The sequence below is a fragment of the Serratia sp. Ae19-1 genome (assembly GCF_059801225.1).
Map to the genome: position 1 here is coordinate 134672 of NZ_JBCHWD010000005.1, position 14353 is coordinate 149024.

Consider the following 14353-nt stretch of genomic DNA (forward strand, 5'->3'; position numbering starts at 1 on the left):
TAAGCGTCTGTGCAAACCTTGGGTTTGAACACGCCGTTTGGCGTTTTGATGACTTGATTTGCGCCGCCCGCCAAGCGCTGAATGGGGCGACGCCTGCTGAAACAATGTGATAGCGAATGACGACAATGAAAATCACAGTGACCTTTACATTCAATGGATTGGAAAAATAATCGCATGAATAGCACCGATAAACTCGATTCGCACACGCCGATGATGCAGCAATACCTGCGCCTCAAGGCCCAGCATCCTGAAATCCTGCTGTTCTACCGCATGGGTGACTTCTACGAGCTGTTTTACGACGACGCCAAGCGCGCTTCCCAACTGCTGGATATCTCGCTGACCAAACGTGGCGCCTCGGCGGGCGAACCGATCCCGATGGCCGGCGTGCCACACCACGCGGTGGAGAACTATCTGGCCAAGCTGGTGCAGCTCGGCGAATCCGTCGCCATCTGCGAACAAATCGGCGATCCGGCCACCAGCAAAGGGCCGGTCGAGCGCAAAGTGGTGCGCATCGTCACCCCAGGCACCATCACCGACGAAGCGCTGCTGCAAGAACGCCAGGACAACCTGCTGGCGGCGATCTGGCAAGACGCGCGCGGCTTCGGTTACGCCACCCTGGACGTCAGCTCCGGCCGCTTCCGCGTCGCCGAGCCGCAGGATCTGGAAACCATGGCCGCCGAGCTGCAGCGCACCAATCCGGCCGAGTTGCTCTACCCGGAAACCTTCGAACAAATGGCGCTGATCGAACAGCGCCACGGCCTGCGCCGCCGCCCGCTGTGGGAATTCGAACTGGAGACCGCACGCCAGCAGCTCAACCTGCAGTTCGGCACCCGCGATCTGACCGGCTTTGGCGTCGAGCAGGCGCACCAGGCGCTGCGCGCCGCAGGCTGTCTGCTGCAGTACGTCAAAGATACCCAACGCACTTCGCTGCCGCACATTCGCGGCATCACCATGGAGCGCCAGCAGGACGGCATCATCATGGACGCCGCCACCCGCCGCAATCTGGAGCTGACGCAGAGCCTGTCCGGCGGCAGCGACAACACGCTGGCGGCGATCCTCGATCGCACGGTGACGCCGATGGGCAGCCGCATGCTGAAACGCTGGCTGCACATGCCAACCCGCGATATCAAGGTCCTGACTGCCCGCCAGCAGGCGATCGGCGCATTGCAGGAGCTGTTCGTGGATCTGCAGCCTTCGCTGCGCCAGGTAGGCGATCAGGAACGTATTTTGGCGCGTCTGGCGCTACGTACCGCCCGTCCGCGCGATCTGGCGCGCATGCGCCATGCTTTCCAACAGTTGCCGGACATCCGCGCGCTGCTGCAAGACGTAGAGACGCCGCACGTGCAGCAGCTGCTGTCGCAGGTGGGCCAGTTCGACGAACTGCGCGAATTGTTGGAACGCGCGGTCATTGAATCACCACCGGTGCTGGTGCGCGACGGCGGCGTGATCGCCCCCGGCTACAACAGCGAGTTGGACGAGTGGCGCGCGCTGGCGGACGGTGCCAGCGACTACCTCGACCGGCTGGAGATCCGCGAGCGTGAAAAGCTGGGGCTGGATACGCTCAAGGTCGGCTTCAACGGCGTACACGGCTACTACATTCAGGTCAGCCGCGGCCAAAGCCACCTGGTGCCGATCCACTATGTGCGCCGCCAGACGCTGAAAAATGCCGAGCGCTACATCATCCCGGAACTGAAAGAGTACGAAGACAAAGTACTCACCTCCAAGGGTAAGGCGCTGGCGATCGAGAAAAGCCTGTACGACGAGTTGTTCGATCTGCTGCTGCCGCACCTGGCGGAACTGCAACAAAGCGCCGCCGCGCTGGCCGAGCTGGACGTGCTGGCCAACCTGGCCGAGCGCGCCGATACCCTGAACTACGCCTGCCCGACCATGAGCGAGCAGCCGGGGATCCGTATTAACGAAGGCCGCCACCCGGTGGTGGAGCAGGTGCTGAGCGAGCCGTTTATCTCCAACCCGCTCACCCTGTCGCCACAGCGTCGCATGCTGATCATCACCGGCCCTAACATGGGTGGTAAAAGCACCTATATGCGGCAAACGGCGCTGATCGTGCTGATGGCGCACATCGGCAGCTATGTGCCGGCTACCAAGGCCACCATCGGCCCGGTGGATCGCATCTTCACCCGCGTCGGCGCGGCGGACGATCTGGCTTCCGGCCGCTCCACCTTCATGGTGGAGATGACGGAAACCGCCAACATCCTGCACAACGCCACCGAGCACAGCCTGGTGTTGATGGATGAGATCGGCCGCGGTACCTCCACCTACGACGGCCTGTCGCTGGCCTGGGCCTGCGCCGAGAACCTGGCTAACCGCATCAAGGCAATGACGCTGTTCGCCACCCACTACTTCGAGCTGACGACCCTGCCGGAGAAAATGGAAGGCGTGGTCAACGTGCATCTGGACGCGCTTGAACACGGCGACACCATCGCCTTCATGCACACCGTGCAGGACGGCGCCGCCAGCAAAAGCTATGGCCTGGCGGTCGCCGCGCTGGCCGGCGTGCCGCGCGACGTCATCAAGCGCGCCCGCCAGAAGCTGCGCGAACTGGAGTCTATCTCCAGCCACACCGCATCGGGCAGCGTCGATGCCACCCAGATGACGCTGCTGCAGGAAGAGACTTCGCCGGCGGTAGAAGCTCTGGAGGCGCTGGATCCGGATTCCCTGTCACCGCGCCAGGCGCTGGAATGGCTCTACCGGCTGAAAAATATGGTGTAGTTGAGGCGATAAACGCAGGCATAAAAAAACGGTGAGCGTCATGCTCACCGTTTTTATTTGATGCGGTTCAACAACCGGCGTTATTCGCGGAACAGCGCCTCAATGCTCAGACCCTGCATCTGCAGGATCTCACGCAGGCGGCGCAGACCTTCAACCTGAATCTGACGGACGCGTTCACGCGTCAGGCCAATCTCCCGGCCCACGTCTTCCAGCGTCGCCGCTTCATAGCCCAGCAGGCCGAAACGACGCGCCAACACTTCACGCTGTTTGGCGTTCAGTTCGAACAACCATTTGACGATGCTTTGCTTCATATCGTCATCTTGCGTGGTGTCTTCAGGCCCGTTGTCCTTTTCGTCGGCCAGAATGTCCAGCAGCGCTTTCTCCGAATCCCCGCCCAGCGGCGTATCCACCGAGGTGATGCGCTCATTCAGGCGCAGCATGCGGCTGACGTCATCTACCGGCTTGTCGAGTTGCTCGGCAATCTCTTCAGCGCTCGGTTCATGATCCAGTTTATGAGATAGCTCGCGCGCGGTGCGCAGATAGACATTCAGTTCTTTGACGATATGGATAGGCAAACGAATGGTACGGGTTTGGTTCATGATCGCCCGCTCAATCGTCTGACGGATCCACCAGGTTGCATAAGTGGAGAAGCGGAAACCACGTTCCGGGTCAAATTTTTCCACTGCGCGAATTAGACCGAGGTTACCCTCTTCGATCAGATCCAGCAGCGCCAGACCGCGGTTGCTGTAGCGGCGGGCAATTTTCACTACCAGCCGCAGGTTGCTTTCAATCATGCGGCGGCGGGACGGCACGTCACCGCGCAGAGCACGCCGCGCAAAATAGACTTCTTCCTCTGCGGTCAGCAGAGGGGAATAACCGATCTCGCCCAGATAGAGCTGCGTCGCATCCAATACGCGTTGCGTAACGCCTTGAGACAACAGCTCTTCTTCCGCTAAATCGTTCTCGCTGGCCTCTTCTTCTACCAGCGCTTTTTCATCAAACGACTCAGCCTCAGCTCCATTCTCGTCGAAATCCGCATCATCATGTAACTCGTTAACTTTCAGCGTATTTTGGCTCATATGCTGCTCCTACCCGTGATACCGCGAGCAGAATCTCAGCGTATTCTGCCCAATCTATCGCTGCGGAAGATAACGCAGCGGGTTTACGGATTTCCCCTTGTAACGAATTTCAAAATGCAAACGTACTGAACTGGTACCGGAGCTACCCATGGTGGCTATTTTTTGACCCGCCTTCACTTCTTGTTGTTCCCGGACCAGCATTGTGTCGTTATGAGCGTAGGCGCTCAGGTAATCATCATTGTGTTTGATGATGATTAGATTACCGTAACCCCGTAAAGCGTTGCCTGCATACACTACGCGGCCATCGGCGGTAGCGAAGATAGGCTGCCCACGGGAACCGGCGATATCGACGCCCTTATTCCCACCTTCTGATGAGGAAAAGTTATCAATAATCTTACCGTCAGTCGGCCATCTCCAAGTGCTGACCGGAGAACTGTTGCTGACGGTGCTGCTCACTGGTGGAGCGGCTTCCGGTGCGGTAACAGGCGCAGTCGCGGTCCCAACCGCTGCGGCACCCGCTGCAGGTAACATCTTACCTACATTCTGTTTACCCGAGTTTTCAGAATACGCGTTAGTTGATTGAGAATCAACCGTTGCCGTCTGGATCTGGGTAGTGGAAGGTGGCTTCGGAACGCCGCCTTTGGTGGCGTCTGTCGTCGCCAGCATACCGCCGCCGCCGTTGGCAGAACCATTACCAAGCTGAATGGTTTGGCCAACATTCAGGCTGTACGGCTCGGGAATATTGTTGCGCTGCGCCAGGTCGCGGAAATCGTTGCCGGTGATCCAGGCGATGTAAAACAGCGTATCGCCGCGCTTGACCGTATAGGTGTCGCCGCCGCTGTAGCTCCCTTTAGGAATGGCGTTATAACTGCGGTTGTAGACAATGCGGCCTTCTGGGCTGACCTGCTGCGCTCCGCCATTATTATTTCCGGATGGAACGGCGCCGCCGCCGCCCACGCTGCTGATAGGGGCCGACGTCGAGGCAGTATTCGTACACCCCGCCAACCACAAACTTACCATCGTACACACCGCTACCCGGCGTAACGTAATCATTGGGCTTCCCGTGCTCATGCTTCCCCCATGACAGCAATATCAGTGATATATCCAAAATACCCTTTACATCGTAGCCGAGCTTTTGCCACTTCCCAGTTTCTGCGATGCAAAGGCGCCGCCGGCCGATCCCTGAACGCCAGGTTATCTCCCGCCGGAGCATCAAAATGCGCGCCAATGCTAACCACATTGGCGATGTCGCACCATAAGACAACTACGTAGAAAGGCCAATTCTAGTGAAAATTAGCCTGATTGGAACGAGAAAACCTTATCCGGACGTGATGAAAGTGCAACAGATTTTGCGGGCGGTCTAAAAATCAGACAATCGCTAGGCCAATTCGCCTTTCACCAGCGGTACAAAACGCACCGCTTCCACCGCGTCGACAACGAATTCGTTGCCATGCCGCTGAATGCGTTTGAGGGTTTGGGCCTGCTCGCCGACCGGCAGCACCAAAATGCCGCCGTCGTCCAATTGCTCCACCAGCGCCTGCGGAATTTCCGGCGGCGCTGCAGTGACGATGATTGCATCGAACGGACCACGCGACGCCCAGCCTTGCCAGCCGTCGCCGTGGCGGGTGGAAACATTATGGAGATCGAGCTGCTTCAGACGGCGCTTGGCCTGCCATTGCAACCCTTTGATGCGTTCGACGGAACAAACGTGTTGCACCAGATGCGCCAGAATGGCGGTTTGATAACCGGAACCGGTGCCAATCTCCAGCACCCTCGAAGTGGGCGTCAGGTTCAGCAGTTCGGTCATGCGCGCCACCATATAAGGCTGGGAGATGGTCTGGCCGGAACCGATCGGCAGCGCGGTATTTTCGTAGGCCTTGTGATCCAGCGCCTCGTCGACAAAACGTTCGCGCGGCACCGCTTCGATCGCCTGCAGCAACTTTTCGTCCCGGATCCCCTGCTGCCGCAGCTGCGTCAGCAATGTTTGCATACGCTTGTTCACCATTCCCCGCTAACCTCTGCCTTGGTTAACCATGTTTTCACGACTTCCTGCGCCGCGTAGGCAGTCAAATCCACCTGCAGCGGCGTGATCGCCACATAGCCTTGTTCCACCGTCGCAAAGTCGGTATCCGGCCCGGCATCAAATTTATCACCAGGCGGCCCGATCCAGTAGAGATTTTGTCCGCGCGGATCCTGCTGGCAGAAGACCTTATCGGCGGGATGGCGGCTGCCGCAGCGGGTGACGCGCAGGCCTTTGATCTCCGCCAGCGGCAGATCCGGCACGTTGATATTCAGGATTTTTCCGGTACGCAACGGCTCGCGCTGCAACGCGCGCAGGATGCGGCAGGTAATGACGGCGGCGGTCGCATAGTGCTGATGGCCGTTCAGCGACACCGCCAGCGCGGGCAGCCCCAGGTGCCGCCCCTCCATCGCCGCCGCGACGGTGCCGGAATAGATGACGTCGTCGCCCAAATTCGGCCCGGCGTTGATGCCGGAGACCACGATGTCCGGCGCCGGGCGCATCAGCGCGTTGACGCCAAGATAGACACAGTCGGTCGGCGTCCCCTGCAGCACCGCGATATCGCCGTTGGCCAGCGTCTGCGTACGCAGCGGCGACTCCAGCGTCAGGGCATTGGAAGAGCCGCTGCGGTTACGATCCGGCGCCACCACTTGCACCTCGGCGAACTCCCGCAGCGCCGCCGCCAACGCCTGAATGCCCGGGGCGCTAACGCCGTCATCGTTACTCAGTAATATCCGCATCGCTGTCATCCTGCTGCATGATCTCGCGAACCACGCTGGTCGCGAAGCTGCCTGCCGGCAACCAGAAACGCAGCTCCACGGTAACGTCATCCCACCAGTTCCACAGCATATTTTGCGGCTGCAGCAGCAGGGCCCGACGAGCGGGTTCGACACGCTCGCGCTTTAAAAGCGTAAGCAATTCCGGTTGTTCCGCCAAGCATTGTTGTTCAAAAGCCAATACCTGGCCGGCGGTGCCCGGCTCGCCGTCACCCGGCAAGGGCGCCGTGATCGCCAGCTCGCCGGCATCCAGCCGTTGCTGCAACGTCTCAAGCTCATCGGCTTTGGCAACGAACCAGCTGCCGCGCCCACTCAGCTGCAGGGCATCCCCTTCCAGCACGGTGCGCTGCAGTCCATCGGCCAGGCGCCGGCCGGCAATCTGATTGAACAGCGCGCTACGGCTGGCGGACAGGTAGAAGCTGCGTTTACTGCGCTCTTTGACGCGGATTTCGTCATTCGCCCAGCGGCGCGCCATCACCAGGTTGTTGCCGCCGCGGCCGAAACGCTGGCTGCCAAAGTAGTTCGGCACGCCCTGCGCTGCGATCGCCTGCAAGCGGCGCTCCACGTCCTGCCGATCGGAAATCTGGCGCAGCACCAGCGTAAAGTGGTTGCCCTTCAGAGTGCCGATGCGCATCTTGCGCAGGTGACGGGCATGCGAGAGCACCTCGCAGCCTTCCAGCGTAAAGCGGGAGAAGTCCGGCGTTTCCTTGCCCGGCATATGCAGGCAGAACCACTGTTCGGTCACCGCGTGACGATCCTTCAAGCCCGCATAGCTGACGGAACGGGCGTGAATGCCGGCGAAGCGCGCCAGATAGTCGGCCACGAACTGGGTATTGCAGCCGTTTTTACGGATGTTCACCAGCACGTGCTCGCCTTCGCCGTCCGGTGCAAAACCCAGGTCTTCCACCACCACGAAATCTTCCGGATTGGCTTTCAGCACCCCGGTGCTCTGCGGGCGGCCATGCAGCCAGGTCAGATTCGCCATATCCATACCGTTATTCCTTGATCAGCAAGGCGACCGCTTCGCAGGCGATGCCCTCGCCGCGCCCGGTGAAGCCGAGCTGCTCGGTCGTCGTGGCCTTCACGTTGACGTCATCCATATGGCACTGCAGATCTTCCGCCAGGAAAACGCGCATCTGCGGGATGTGCGGCGCCATTTTCGGCGCCTGGGCGATGATGGTGATATCGAGGTTGCCAAGGCGATAGCCTTTGGCACGAATGCGTTTCCAGGCTTCGCGCAGCAGCTCGCGGCTGTCGGCGCCTTTGAACGCCGGATCGGTATCGGGGAACAGCTTGCCGATATCGCCCAGCGCCGCCGCGCCCAACAAGGCGTCGGTTGCGGCGTGCAGCGCAACATCGCCGTCGGAATGGGCCAGCAAACCTTTGTCGTAAGGGATGCGAACGCCACCGATCACCAACGGGCCTTCGCCGCCGAATTTATGTACGTCAAAACCGTGACCGATACGCATGGTGCGCTCCTTAATTGTCTAACTGGGTCAAATAGAACGCCGCCAGCGCCAAATCTTCCGGCCGCGTTACTTTAATATTGTCCGCCCGCCCGGCGACCAGCAGCGGATGATAACCGCAATGCTCCAGCGCCGAGGCTTCGTCGGTGACGTTCGCGCCTTCATCCAGCGCGCGTTGCAGGCACTGTTTGAGCAGCGGCAGCGGAAACAGCTGCGGCGTCAGCGCGTGCCACAGATCCTGCCGTTCGACGGTATGGGCGATGGTTTCGCGGCCGGGTTCGGCGCGCTTCATGGTGTCACGCACCGGCGCGGCGAGTATGCCGCCGACCTTACTGTGCGCGGTGATCGCCAGCAGGCGTTCAAGATCGTCGGCGTGCAGGCAGGGGCGCGCGGCGTCATGCACCAGCACCCAGTCCGCATCGCCCGCCAGCTTCAGCCCGGCCATCACCGAATCGGCGCGCTGTTTGCCGCCCTCGGTGACGATCACCCGCGGATCCTGGGCGATCGGCAACCGTTCGAACTGACGATCTTCCGGGCCGATCGCCACGATCACCCGCTCAATGCGCGGGTGGCGCAACAGGGCGTGGATGGCGTGTTCGACGATGCTGTGCCGGCCGATGGTTAAATATTGCTTCGGGCATTCCGCCTGCATGCGGCTGCCGATACCGGCAGCGGGCAAGACGGCAATCACCGAGGGAAAGGTGCCTGCGGAGTGATTCATGCGTTATTTTTGTGCGTTATTTTGCGAGGAAGACGCCGCGTTGCGTCTGGATTGGTCAGGAACCAGACGATAGAAAGTCTCACCGGGCTTGATCATGCCCAGTTCATTACGCGCTCGCTCTTCGATCGCTTCCTGACCGCCGTTCAAATCATCGATTTCGGCAAACAGCTGATCGTTACGCGCTTTCAACTTAGCGTTGTTGCCCTGTTGGACCGCAACGTCTTCATTGACCCGCACGTAATCGTGAATACCATTTTTGCCCAGCCACAGTGAATACTGTAACCAACCGAGCAATGCCAGCAATAGCAGCGTAAGTTTTCCCATCTCCGCCCCCTGAAAAACCGACCAATCATCCCACAACTTCTCGTTGGACTCCACACTGAGAGCGGCATTTCAACGCCAAATTCAGAATACGGATGAAGGGTTCTCGAGTTTATAGCCTAATTCCGCTGCCAAAGCGGCAAAAAAAGCCCCTTTTGCCCGGCGTGCGCGACGTGTTTTCCGGTAAGGCGCACACTGTCTTTTTCCCATTATGCAGCAAGAATCACTATACCGCCGCCCTCTGCCCCATCGCTTTCGCCGTTACCGTGCCAAAAGTGAATATTTAACACCATAGAAATAATAATCATCATGCAGCGGTTGCACTTTCATTTACATGGGCTTATTTTTATGCACTCATAGTGCATAAATAATTCCAATATATAACCTTTCATTATCGGGGATCGCGATGTTAAAACGTTTAGTTCTGATCGGCGCCTGCCTGGCCGCCACCTTCTCCACCGCCGCGTTGGCGGCTGAACCTACCTATGTCGTCGGCTCCGGCGGCACCTATCGGCCGTTCGAATTTGAAAACAGTCAAAAGCAGCTGGAAGGTTTCGACATCGACATCATCAAAGCGGTAGCCAAGGCCGAGGGCTTCCAGATCAAACTGATCAATACGCCATGGGAAGGCATCTTCGCCACGCTGAACTCCGGCGATCGCGATATCATCATTTCCGGCATCACCATCACCGATAAGCGCAAGCAGATGGTTGATTTCTCTGCGCCTTACTTCCCGGCTGAGCAGGCCATCGTCGTGCCGCAAGACTCGAAGGTGGACTCCATCGCCGCGCTGAAAGCGCTGAAGGTCGGCGTAGTGAACTCCAGCACCGGCGACATCGTGGTGTCCGACGTGCTGGGCAAGAACAGCACCGCCATCAAGCGCTTCGACAATACCCCGCTGATGCTGCAGGAGCTGTATGAAGACGGCATCGGCGCGGCGGTCGGCGACGTCGGCGTAGCCAAGTTCTATATCAAAACTCACCCGGAGAAAGCCTTCAAGCTGGTGCCCGACGCCAAGTTCGAACGCCAGTATTTCGGCATCGCCGTCGCCAAGGGCAACGATGAGCTACGCAACAAGATCAACGCCGGCCTGAAGAAGATCGTTGCCGACGGCACCTACGCCAAGATCTACCAAACCTGGTTCGACAGCAACGTACCGACGCTGCCGGCGGAATAATCCCCTGTCGCCGGCGCCCACCAGGCCGCCGGCGCACCACCGTTTCAGCCTACCAAGAAGGAATACCCCTTGAACTTCCGCTGGGAGATCATCCAGGAATACGCGCCGCTGTTTATGGAAGGCGCCTGGATGACCATCAAATGCACCATTATCTGCGTGCTGCTGGGCACCACCTGGGGATTGATCCTCGGGCTGGGCCGCCTGGCGCAGGCGCCGCACGGCATCTGGAAACCCATCCTGCGTTACGGCGTTCAGTGGCCGGTGCGCATCTACATCAGCGCCTTTCGCGGCACGCCGCTGTTTGTGCAGATCATGGTGGTGCACTTTGCGCTGGTGCCGTTGTTCATCAATCCGCGCGACGGCCTGCTGGTCACCAGCGGCCTGATGAGCGTCGATTTCGCCCGTGCGCTGCGCGCCGACTACGGCGCCTTTCTCTCCTGCGTGGTGGCGATCACGCTCAATGCCGGCGCTTATGTCTCGGAGATCTTTCGCGCCGGGATCCAGTCGATCGACCGCGGCCAGATGGAGGCCTCGCGTTCGCTGGGCATGAGCTATGGCAAGACCATGCGCCAGGTGATCCTGCCGCAGGCTTTCCGCCGCATGTTGCCGCCGCTGGGCAACAACGCCATCGCCATCGTCAAGGATTCGTCGCTGGCCTCCGCCATCGGCCTGGCGGATCTGGCCTATGCCGCCCGCACCGTCTCCGGCGCCTACGCCACCTACTGGGAGCCCTATCTGACCATTTCGCTGGTCTATTGGGTCATCACCTTCCTGCTCTCGCTGCTGGTGCAAAACATGGAAAAGAGGTTCGGTAAAAGTGATTCGCGTACATAATCTGCAAAAACAGTTCGGCGAAAGCCACGTGCTGCGCGGCATTTCCTGCCGGATCGCCGCCAACGAAGTGGTGTGCGTCATCGGCCCTTCAGGCTCGGGCAAAAGCACCTTCCTGCGCTGCATCAATGCGCTGGAGACGCTCTCCGGCGGCGAGATCGAGGTCAACGGTTTCGCCGTCCACGATCAGAAAACCGACCTGAACAAGATGCGGGAAAGCGTGGGCATGGTATTCCAACGTTTCAATCTGTTCCCGCACATGACGGTGTTGGAAAATATCATCATGGCGCCAATGAGCGTGAAGAAACAGCCGCGCGCCGAAGCTATCGCGCAAGCAGAACAGCTGCTGCTCAAGGTCGGCCTGCTCGACAAGATCGACGCCTACCCCAACAGCCTGTCCGGCGGCCAGCAGCAGCGGGTAGCGATCGCCCGCGCGCTGGCGATGGAGCCGAAGATCATGCTGTTCGACGAACCGACCTCCGCGCTCGATCCTGAGCTGGTGGGCGAAGTGTTGGCGGTGATGAAATCACTGGCCCACGAGGGCATGACCATGGTGGTGGTGACGCATGAGATGGGCTTTGCCCGCGAGGTGGCCGACCGGGTGCTGTTTATCGATCAGGGGATCATTCAGGAGGAGGGTGCGCCGCAGCAGATCTTCAGCCAGCCGGCCAATCCGCGCACTCAGGCGTTTCTGAGCAAAGTTTTGTAACCTTCGGCACGGCTTTGCAATCCTTCGGGCGCCGGCATCGGCGCCCGCTCTCTCACCACCCGGTCAAGAAGCTGAACACCAGCCAGAACAGGCACAGCACGATCGCGCCGGTCAGCAGCAGCGTCAGGATCAGACGACCGCGCAACAGCATGCTGAGGGTGATGCCGATCAGCACTGACAGCGGCATCAGCGCCAGGAAGAACGGCCAGGTATAGAGCAGGAAAAACAGCGTGTTGGAACCGTAAACCAGAAACGGCAACGCGAACGCCAGCCAGTAGAAAACAAAGCCGCTGACGCCGCCCAGGAAAGAATAAGACGGCTCCTCTCTCTCCTGTTTTGACTGCTTGGAGTCGATCAAGATAGGCGTGACATTTTGCATAGTGATCCCTGGTTATTCGGCTCGCTCTACGGCGGCTTAGAGTAAAAAGCGCATGGCGAAAAACGCCACACGCTTTTTTTGAATTCAGGGTTTGATAATAGCCTGACCACGCAACACGTCTAACAATTGCGCAATCAAATTTGTTACCAATTGTTGGCCATCGAGGTGAATTTCCGGCTGTTGCGGCGCCTCGTAAACCGCGTCGATACCGGTGAAATTGCGCAGCTCGCCGGCGCGCGCTTTCTTATACAATCCCTTCGGATCGCGCGCCTCGCAGATCGCCAACGGCGTGTCGACGAACACCTCGATAAAGCGCTCCTCGCCGAGCATCTCGCGCACCATCTGCCGCTCGGCGCGATGCGGCGAAATGAACGCGGTCAGCACCACCAGCCCGGCGTCCACCATCAGTTTGGCCATCTCCCCCACCCGGCGAATGTTCTCGCGCCGATCCTCGTCGGAGAAGCCGAGATCGCGACACAGGCCGTGCCGCACGTTATCGCCGTCCAGCAGATAGGTGCTGACACCGAGACCGTGTAATGCCTGCTCCAGCGCGCCGGCGACGGTGGATTTGCCCGAGCCGGACAGCCCGGTAAACCACAACACCACGCCGCGGTGGCCGTTGCGCGCTTCGCGATCCGCACGCGTCACCGCATGCGGATGCCAAACCACGTTCTCATCGTCCGGCCCGCTCGCCCTCAGTTCCACGGCCACCTTACTGGCCACCGAGCAGATCGCGCGCACCCCAGTGCGGGAAGTGCTTGCGCACCAGCGCATTCAGCTCCAGCTCGAAGGCGCTGAACTCGCCGCGCGCCGCCGAGGCGGCCTGCAGCGTTTCACGCACCAGACCGGCGCCGACCGTAACGTTGCTCATGCGATCGATGAAGATCAGCCCGCCGGTGTCGTGGTTGCTCTGGTAGCTGTCCAGCACCAGCGGTTCGTCGAAGGTCAGCTCAACCAACCCGATACCGTTGAGCGGCAGGGTGTCGGCCGGGTGCTGCGCCAGCGTATTGATCTCCACCTGATGGCGGATGTTCTCCACGCGAGCGCGGGTCTTTTTGCCGGCGATCTTGATGTCGTAGCTCTGGCCCGGCACCAGCGGCTGCTCGGCCATCCACACCACATCCACCAGCGCGCTCTGCGCCGCCTGCAGGCTTTCGCCGGCATCGACCAGCAGATCGCCGCGGCTGATGTCCACCTCATCCTTCAGCACCAGCGTAATCGCCTCGCCCGGCACCGCCTCTTGCAGATCGCCGTCGAAGGTCACGATGCGCGCCACGCTGGACTCCACGCCGGAAGGCAGCACCTTGACCCGTTGCCCCACCCGCACCACGCCGGCGGACAGCGTGCCGGCATAGCCGCGAAAATCGAGGTTCGGGCGATTGACGTACTGCACCGGGAAGCGCAGCGGCTGGTTTTCACGCTCGCTGACCACGTCGACGCTCTCGAGCACTTCCAACAACGTCGGGCCGCTGTACCACGGCATATGGGCGCTTTCGCTCGCCACGTTGTCGCCGTCCAGCGCCGACAGCGGCACGAATTTGATATCCAGATCGCCCGGCAGCTGCTGGGCGAAGGTCAGGTAATCCTGTTTGAACTGTTCGAACACCGCTTCCTGATAATCCACCAGATCCATTTTGTTTACCGCGACCACCAGATGGCGAATGCCCAGCAGGGTTGCGATAAAGCTGTGGCGGCGAGTCTGATCCAGTACCCCTTTGCGCGCGTCGATCAGCAGGATCGCCAGATCGCAGGTGGAGGCGCCGGTGGCCATGTTGCGGGTGTACTGCTCGTGTCCCGGGGTATCGGCGATGATAAATTTACGCTTTTCGGTCGAGAAATAGCGATAGGCCACATCTATGGTAATGCCCTGCTCGCGTTCGGCCTGCAGGCCGTCCACCAGCAGCGCCAGATCGAGTTTCTCGCCCTGGGTACCGATGCGTTTGCTGTCGCTGTGCAGCGTCGACAGCTGATCCTCGTAGATCTGGCGGGTATCGTGCAGCAGGCGGCCGATCAGGGTGCTTTTGCCGTCGTCGACGCTGCCGCAGGTCAGAAAGCGCAGCAGGCTCTTGTGCTGCTGCGCGTGCAGATAGGATTCGACGCCGCCCTGGTCAGCGATTTGTTGTGCAATTGCGTTGTTCATCCGG

The 14353-nt window shown here is 60.0% G+C and carries 15 protein-coding genes; 4 read left to right on the plus strand and 11 right to left on the minus strand.

The genetic code is table 11. From position 1 onward, the window contains the following. Positions 1-174 precede the first annotated feature (174 nt). A complete protein-coding gene (gene mutS / locus AAIE04_RS15880) occupies positions 175-2730 on the plus strand; it encodes a DNA mismatch repair protein MutS (protein ID WP_498577320.1) in 2556 nt (851 codons plus the stop codon). 80 nt (positions 2731-2810) lie between these two features. Here mutS and rpoS read toward each other — a convergent pair whose 3' ends face one another. The 8 genes from rpoS to ftsB form a co-directional block, all read right to left on the minus strand. Beyond that, on the minus strand, positions 2811-3809 hold the full coding sequence (rpoS, locus tag AAIE04_RS15885) for an RNA polymerase sigma factor RpoS (RefSeq protein ID WP_019455119.1): 999 nt from the start codon (positions 3807-3809) through the stop codon (positions 2811-2813). A 54-nt stretch (positions 3810-3863) separates the two neighbouring features. After that, positions 3864-4862, minus strand: a complete 999-nt coding sequence (nlpD, locus tag AAIE04_RS15890) for a murein hydrolase activator NlpD (RefSeq protein WP_019455118.1) — start codon at positions 4860-4862, stop codon at positions 3864-3866. Positions 4863-5187: 325 nt separating this feature from the next. Then, positions 5188-5814 (minus strand): protein-L-isoaspartate(D-aspartate) O-methyltransferase, encoded by a 627-nt coding sequence (locus AAIE04_RS15895; RefSeq protein WP_019455117.1) that lies wholly within the window; start codon positions 5812-5814, stop codon positions 5188-5190. Beyond that, complete coding sequence (gene surE, locus AAIE04_RS15900) at positions 5808-6569, minus strand: 5'/3'-nucleotidase SurE (RefSeq protein ID WP_498577321.1); 762 nt, start codon at positions 6567-6569, stop codon at positions 5808-5810. The genes AAIE04_RS15895 and surE overlap by 7 nt, the downstream gene beginning before the upstream one ends. Next, a complete protein-coding gene (gene truD / locus AAIE04_RS15905; RefSeq protein WP_498577322.1) occupies positions 6550-7596 on the minus strand; it encodes a tRNA pseudouridine(13) synthase TruD in 1047 nt (348 codons plus the stop codon). Before truD ends, surE begins: the two co-directional genes overlap by 20 nt. Positions 7597-7600: 4 nt before the next feature. Further along, entirely contained in the window at positions 7601-8074 is a 474-nt protein-coding gene (gene ispF / locus AAIE04_RS15910) for a 2-C-methyl-D-erythritol 2,4-cyclodiphosphate synthase (RefSeq protein ID WP_004932594.1), read from the minus strand. Between the two features lie 10 nt (positions 8075-8084). Further along, a complete protein-coding gene (gene ispD / locus AAIE04_RS15915; RefSeq protein WP_019455114.1) occupies positions 8085-8792 on the minus strand; it encodes a 2-C-methyl-D-erythritol 4-phosphate cytidylyltransferase in 708 nt (235 codons plus the stop codon). A gap of 3 nt (positions 8793-8795) precedes the next feature. Continuing rightward, positions 8796-9116, minus strand: coding sequence for a cell division protein FtsB (ftsB, locus tag AAIE04_RS15920; protein ID WP_016929043.1), 321 nt, complete (start codon positions 9114-9116; stop codon positions 8796-8798). A gap of 403 nt (positions 9117-9519) precedes the next feature. Between ftsB and AAIE04_RS15925 the strand changes: the two genes are divergently transcribed. From AAIE04_RS15925 to AAIE04_RS15935, 3 genes are all read left to right on the plus strand, one after another. Further along, entirely contained in the window at positions 9520-10290 is a 771-nt protein-coding gene (locus AAIE04_RS15925; protein WP_019455113.1) for a basic amino acid ABC transporter substrate-binding protein, read from the plus strand. A gap of 114 nt (positions 10291-10404) precedes the next feature. Next, on the plus strand, positions 10405-11124 hold the full coding sequence (locus AAIE04_RS15930) for an amino acid ABC transporter permease (RefSeq protein WP_498577407.1): 720 nt from the start codon (positions 10405-10407) through the stop codon (positions 11122-11124). Next, entirely contained in the window at positions 11108-11830 is a 723-nt protein-coding gene (locus AAIE04_RS15935; RefSeq protein WP_197807424.1) for an amino acid ABC transporter ATP-binding protein, read from the plus strand. Before AAIE04_RS15930 ends, AAIE04_RS15935 begins: the two co-directional genes overlap by 17 nt. Before the next feature lie 52 nt (positions 11831-11882). On the opposite strand, the gene AAIE04_RS15940 is transcribed toward AAIE04_RS15935, so the two are convergent. The 3 genes from AAIE04_RS15940 to cysN all read right to left on the minus strand — a co-directional run bounded on the left by AAIE04_RS15940 (position 11883) and on the right by cysN (position 14349). Further along, positions 11883-12209, minus strand: coding sequence for a DUF3561 family protein (locus AAIE04_RS15940; RefSeq protein WP_004932611.1), 327 nt, complete (start codon positions 12207-12209; stop codon positions 11883-11885). 84 nt (positions 12210-12293) lie between these two features. Beyond that, complete coding sequence (gene cysC, locus AAIE04_RS15945) at positions 12294-12983, minus strand: adenylyl-sulfate kinase (RefSeq protein WP_498577323.1); 690 nt, start codon at positions 12981-12983, stop codon at positions 12294-12296. After that, positions 12922-14349: a sulfate adenylyltransferase subunit CysN gene (gene cysN, locus AAIE04_RS15950; RefSeq protein ID WP_498577324.1), complete on the minus strand. Its 1428-nt coding sequence runs from the start codon at positions 14347-14349 to the stop codon at positions 12922-12924. Before cysN ends, cysC begins: the two co-directional genes overlap by 62 nt. Positions 14350-14353: the final 4 nt, after the last annotated feature.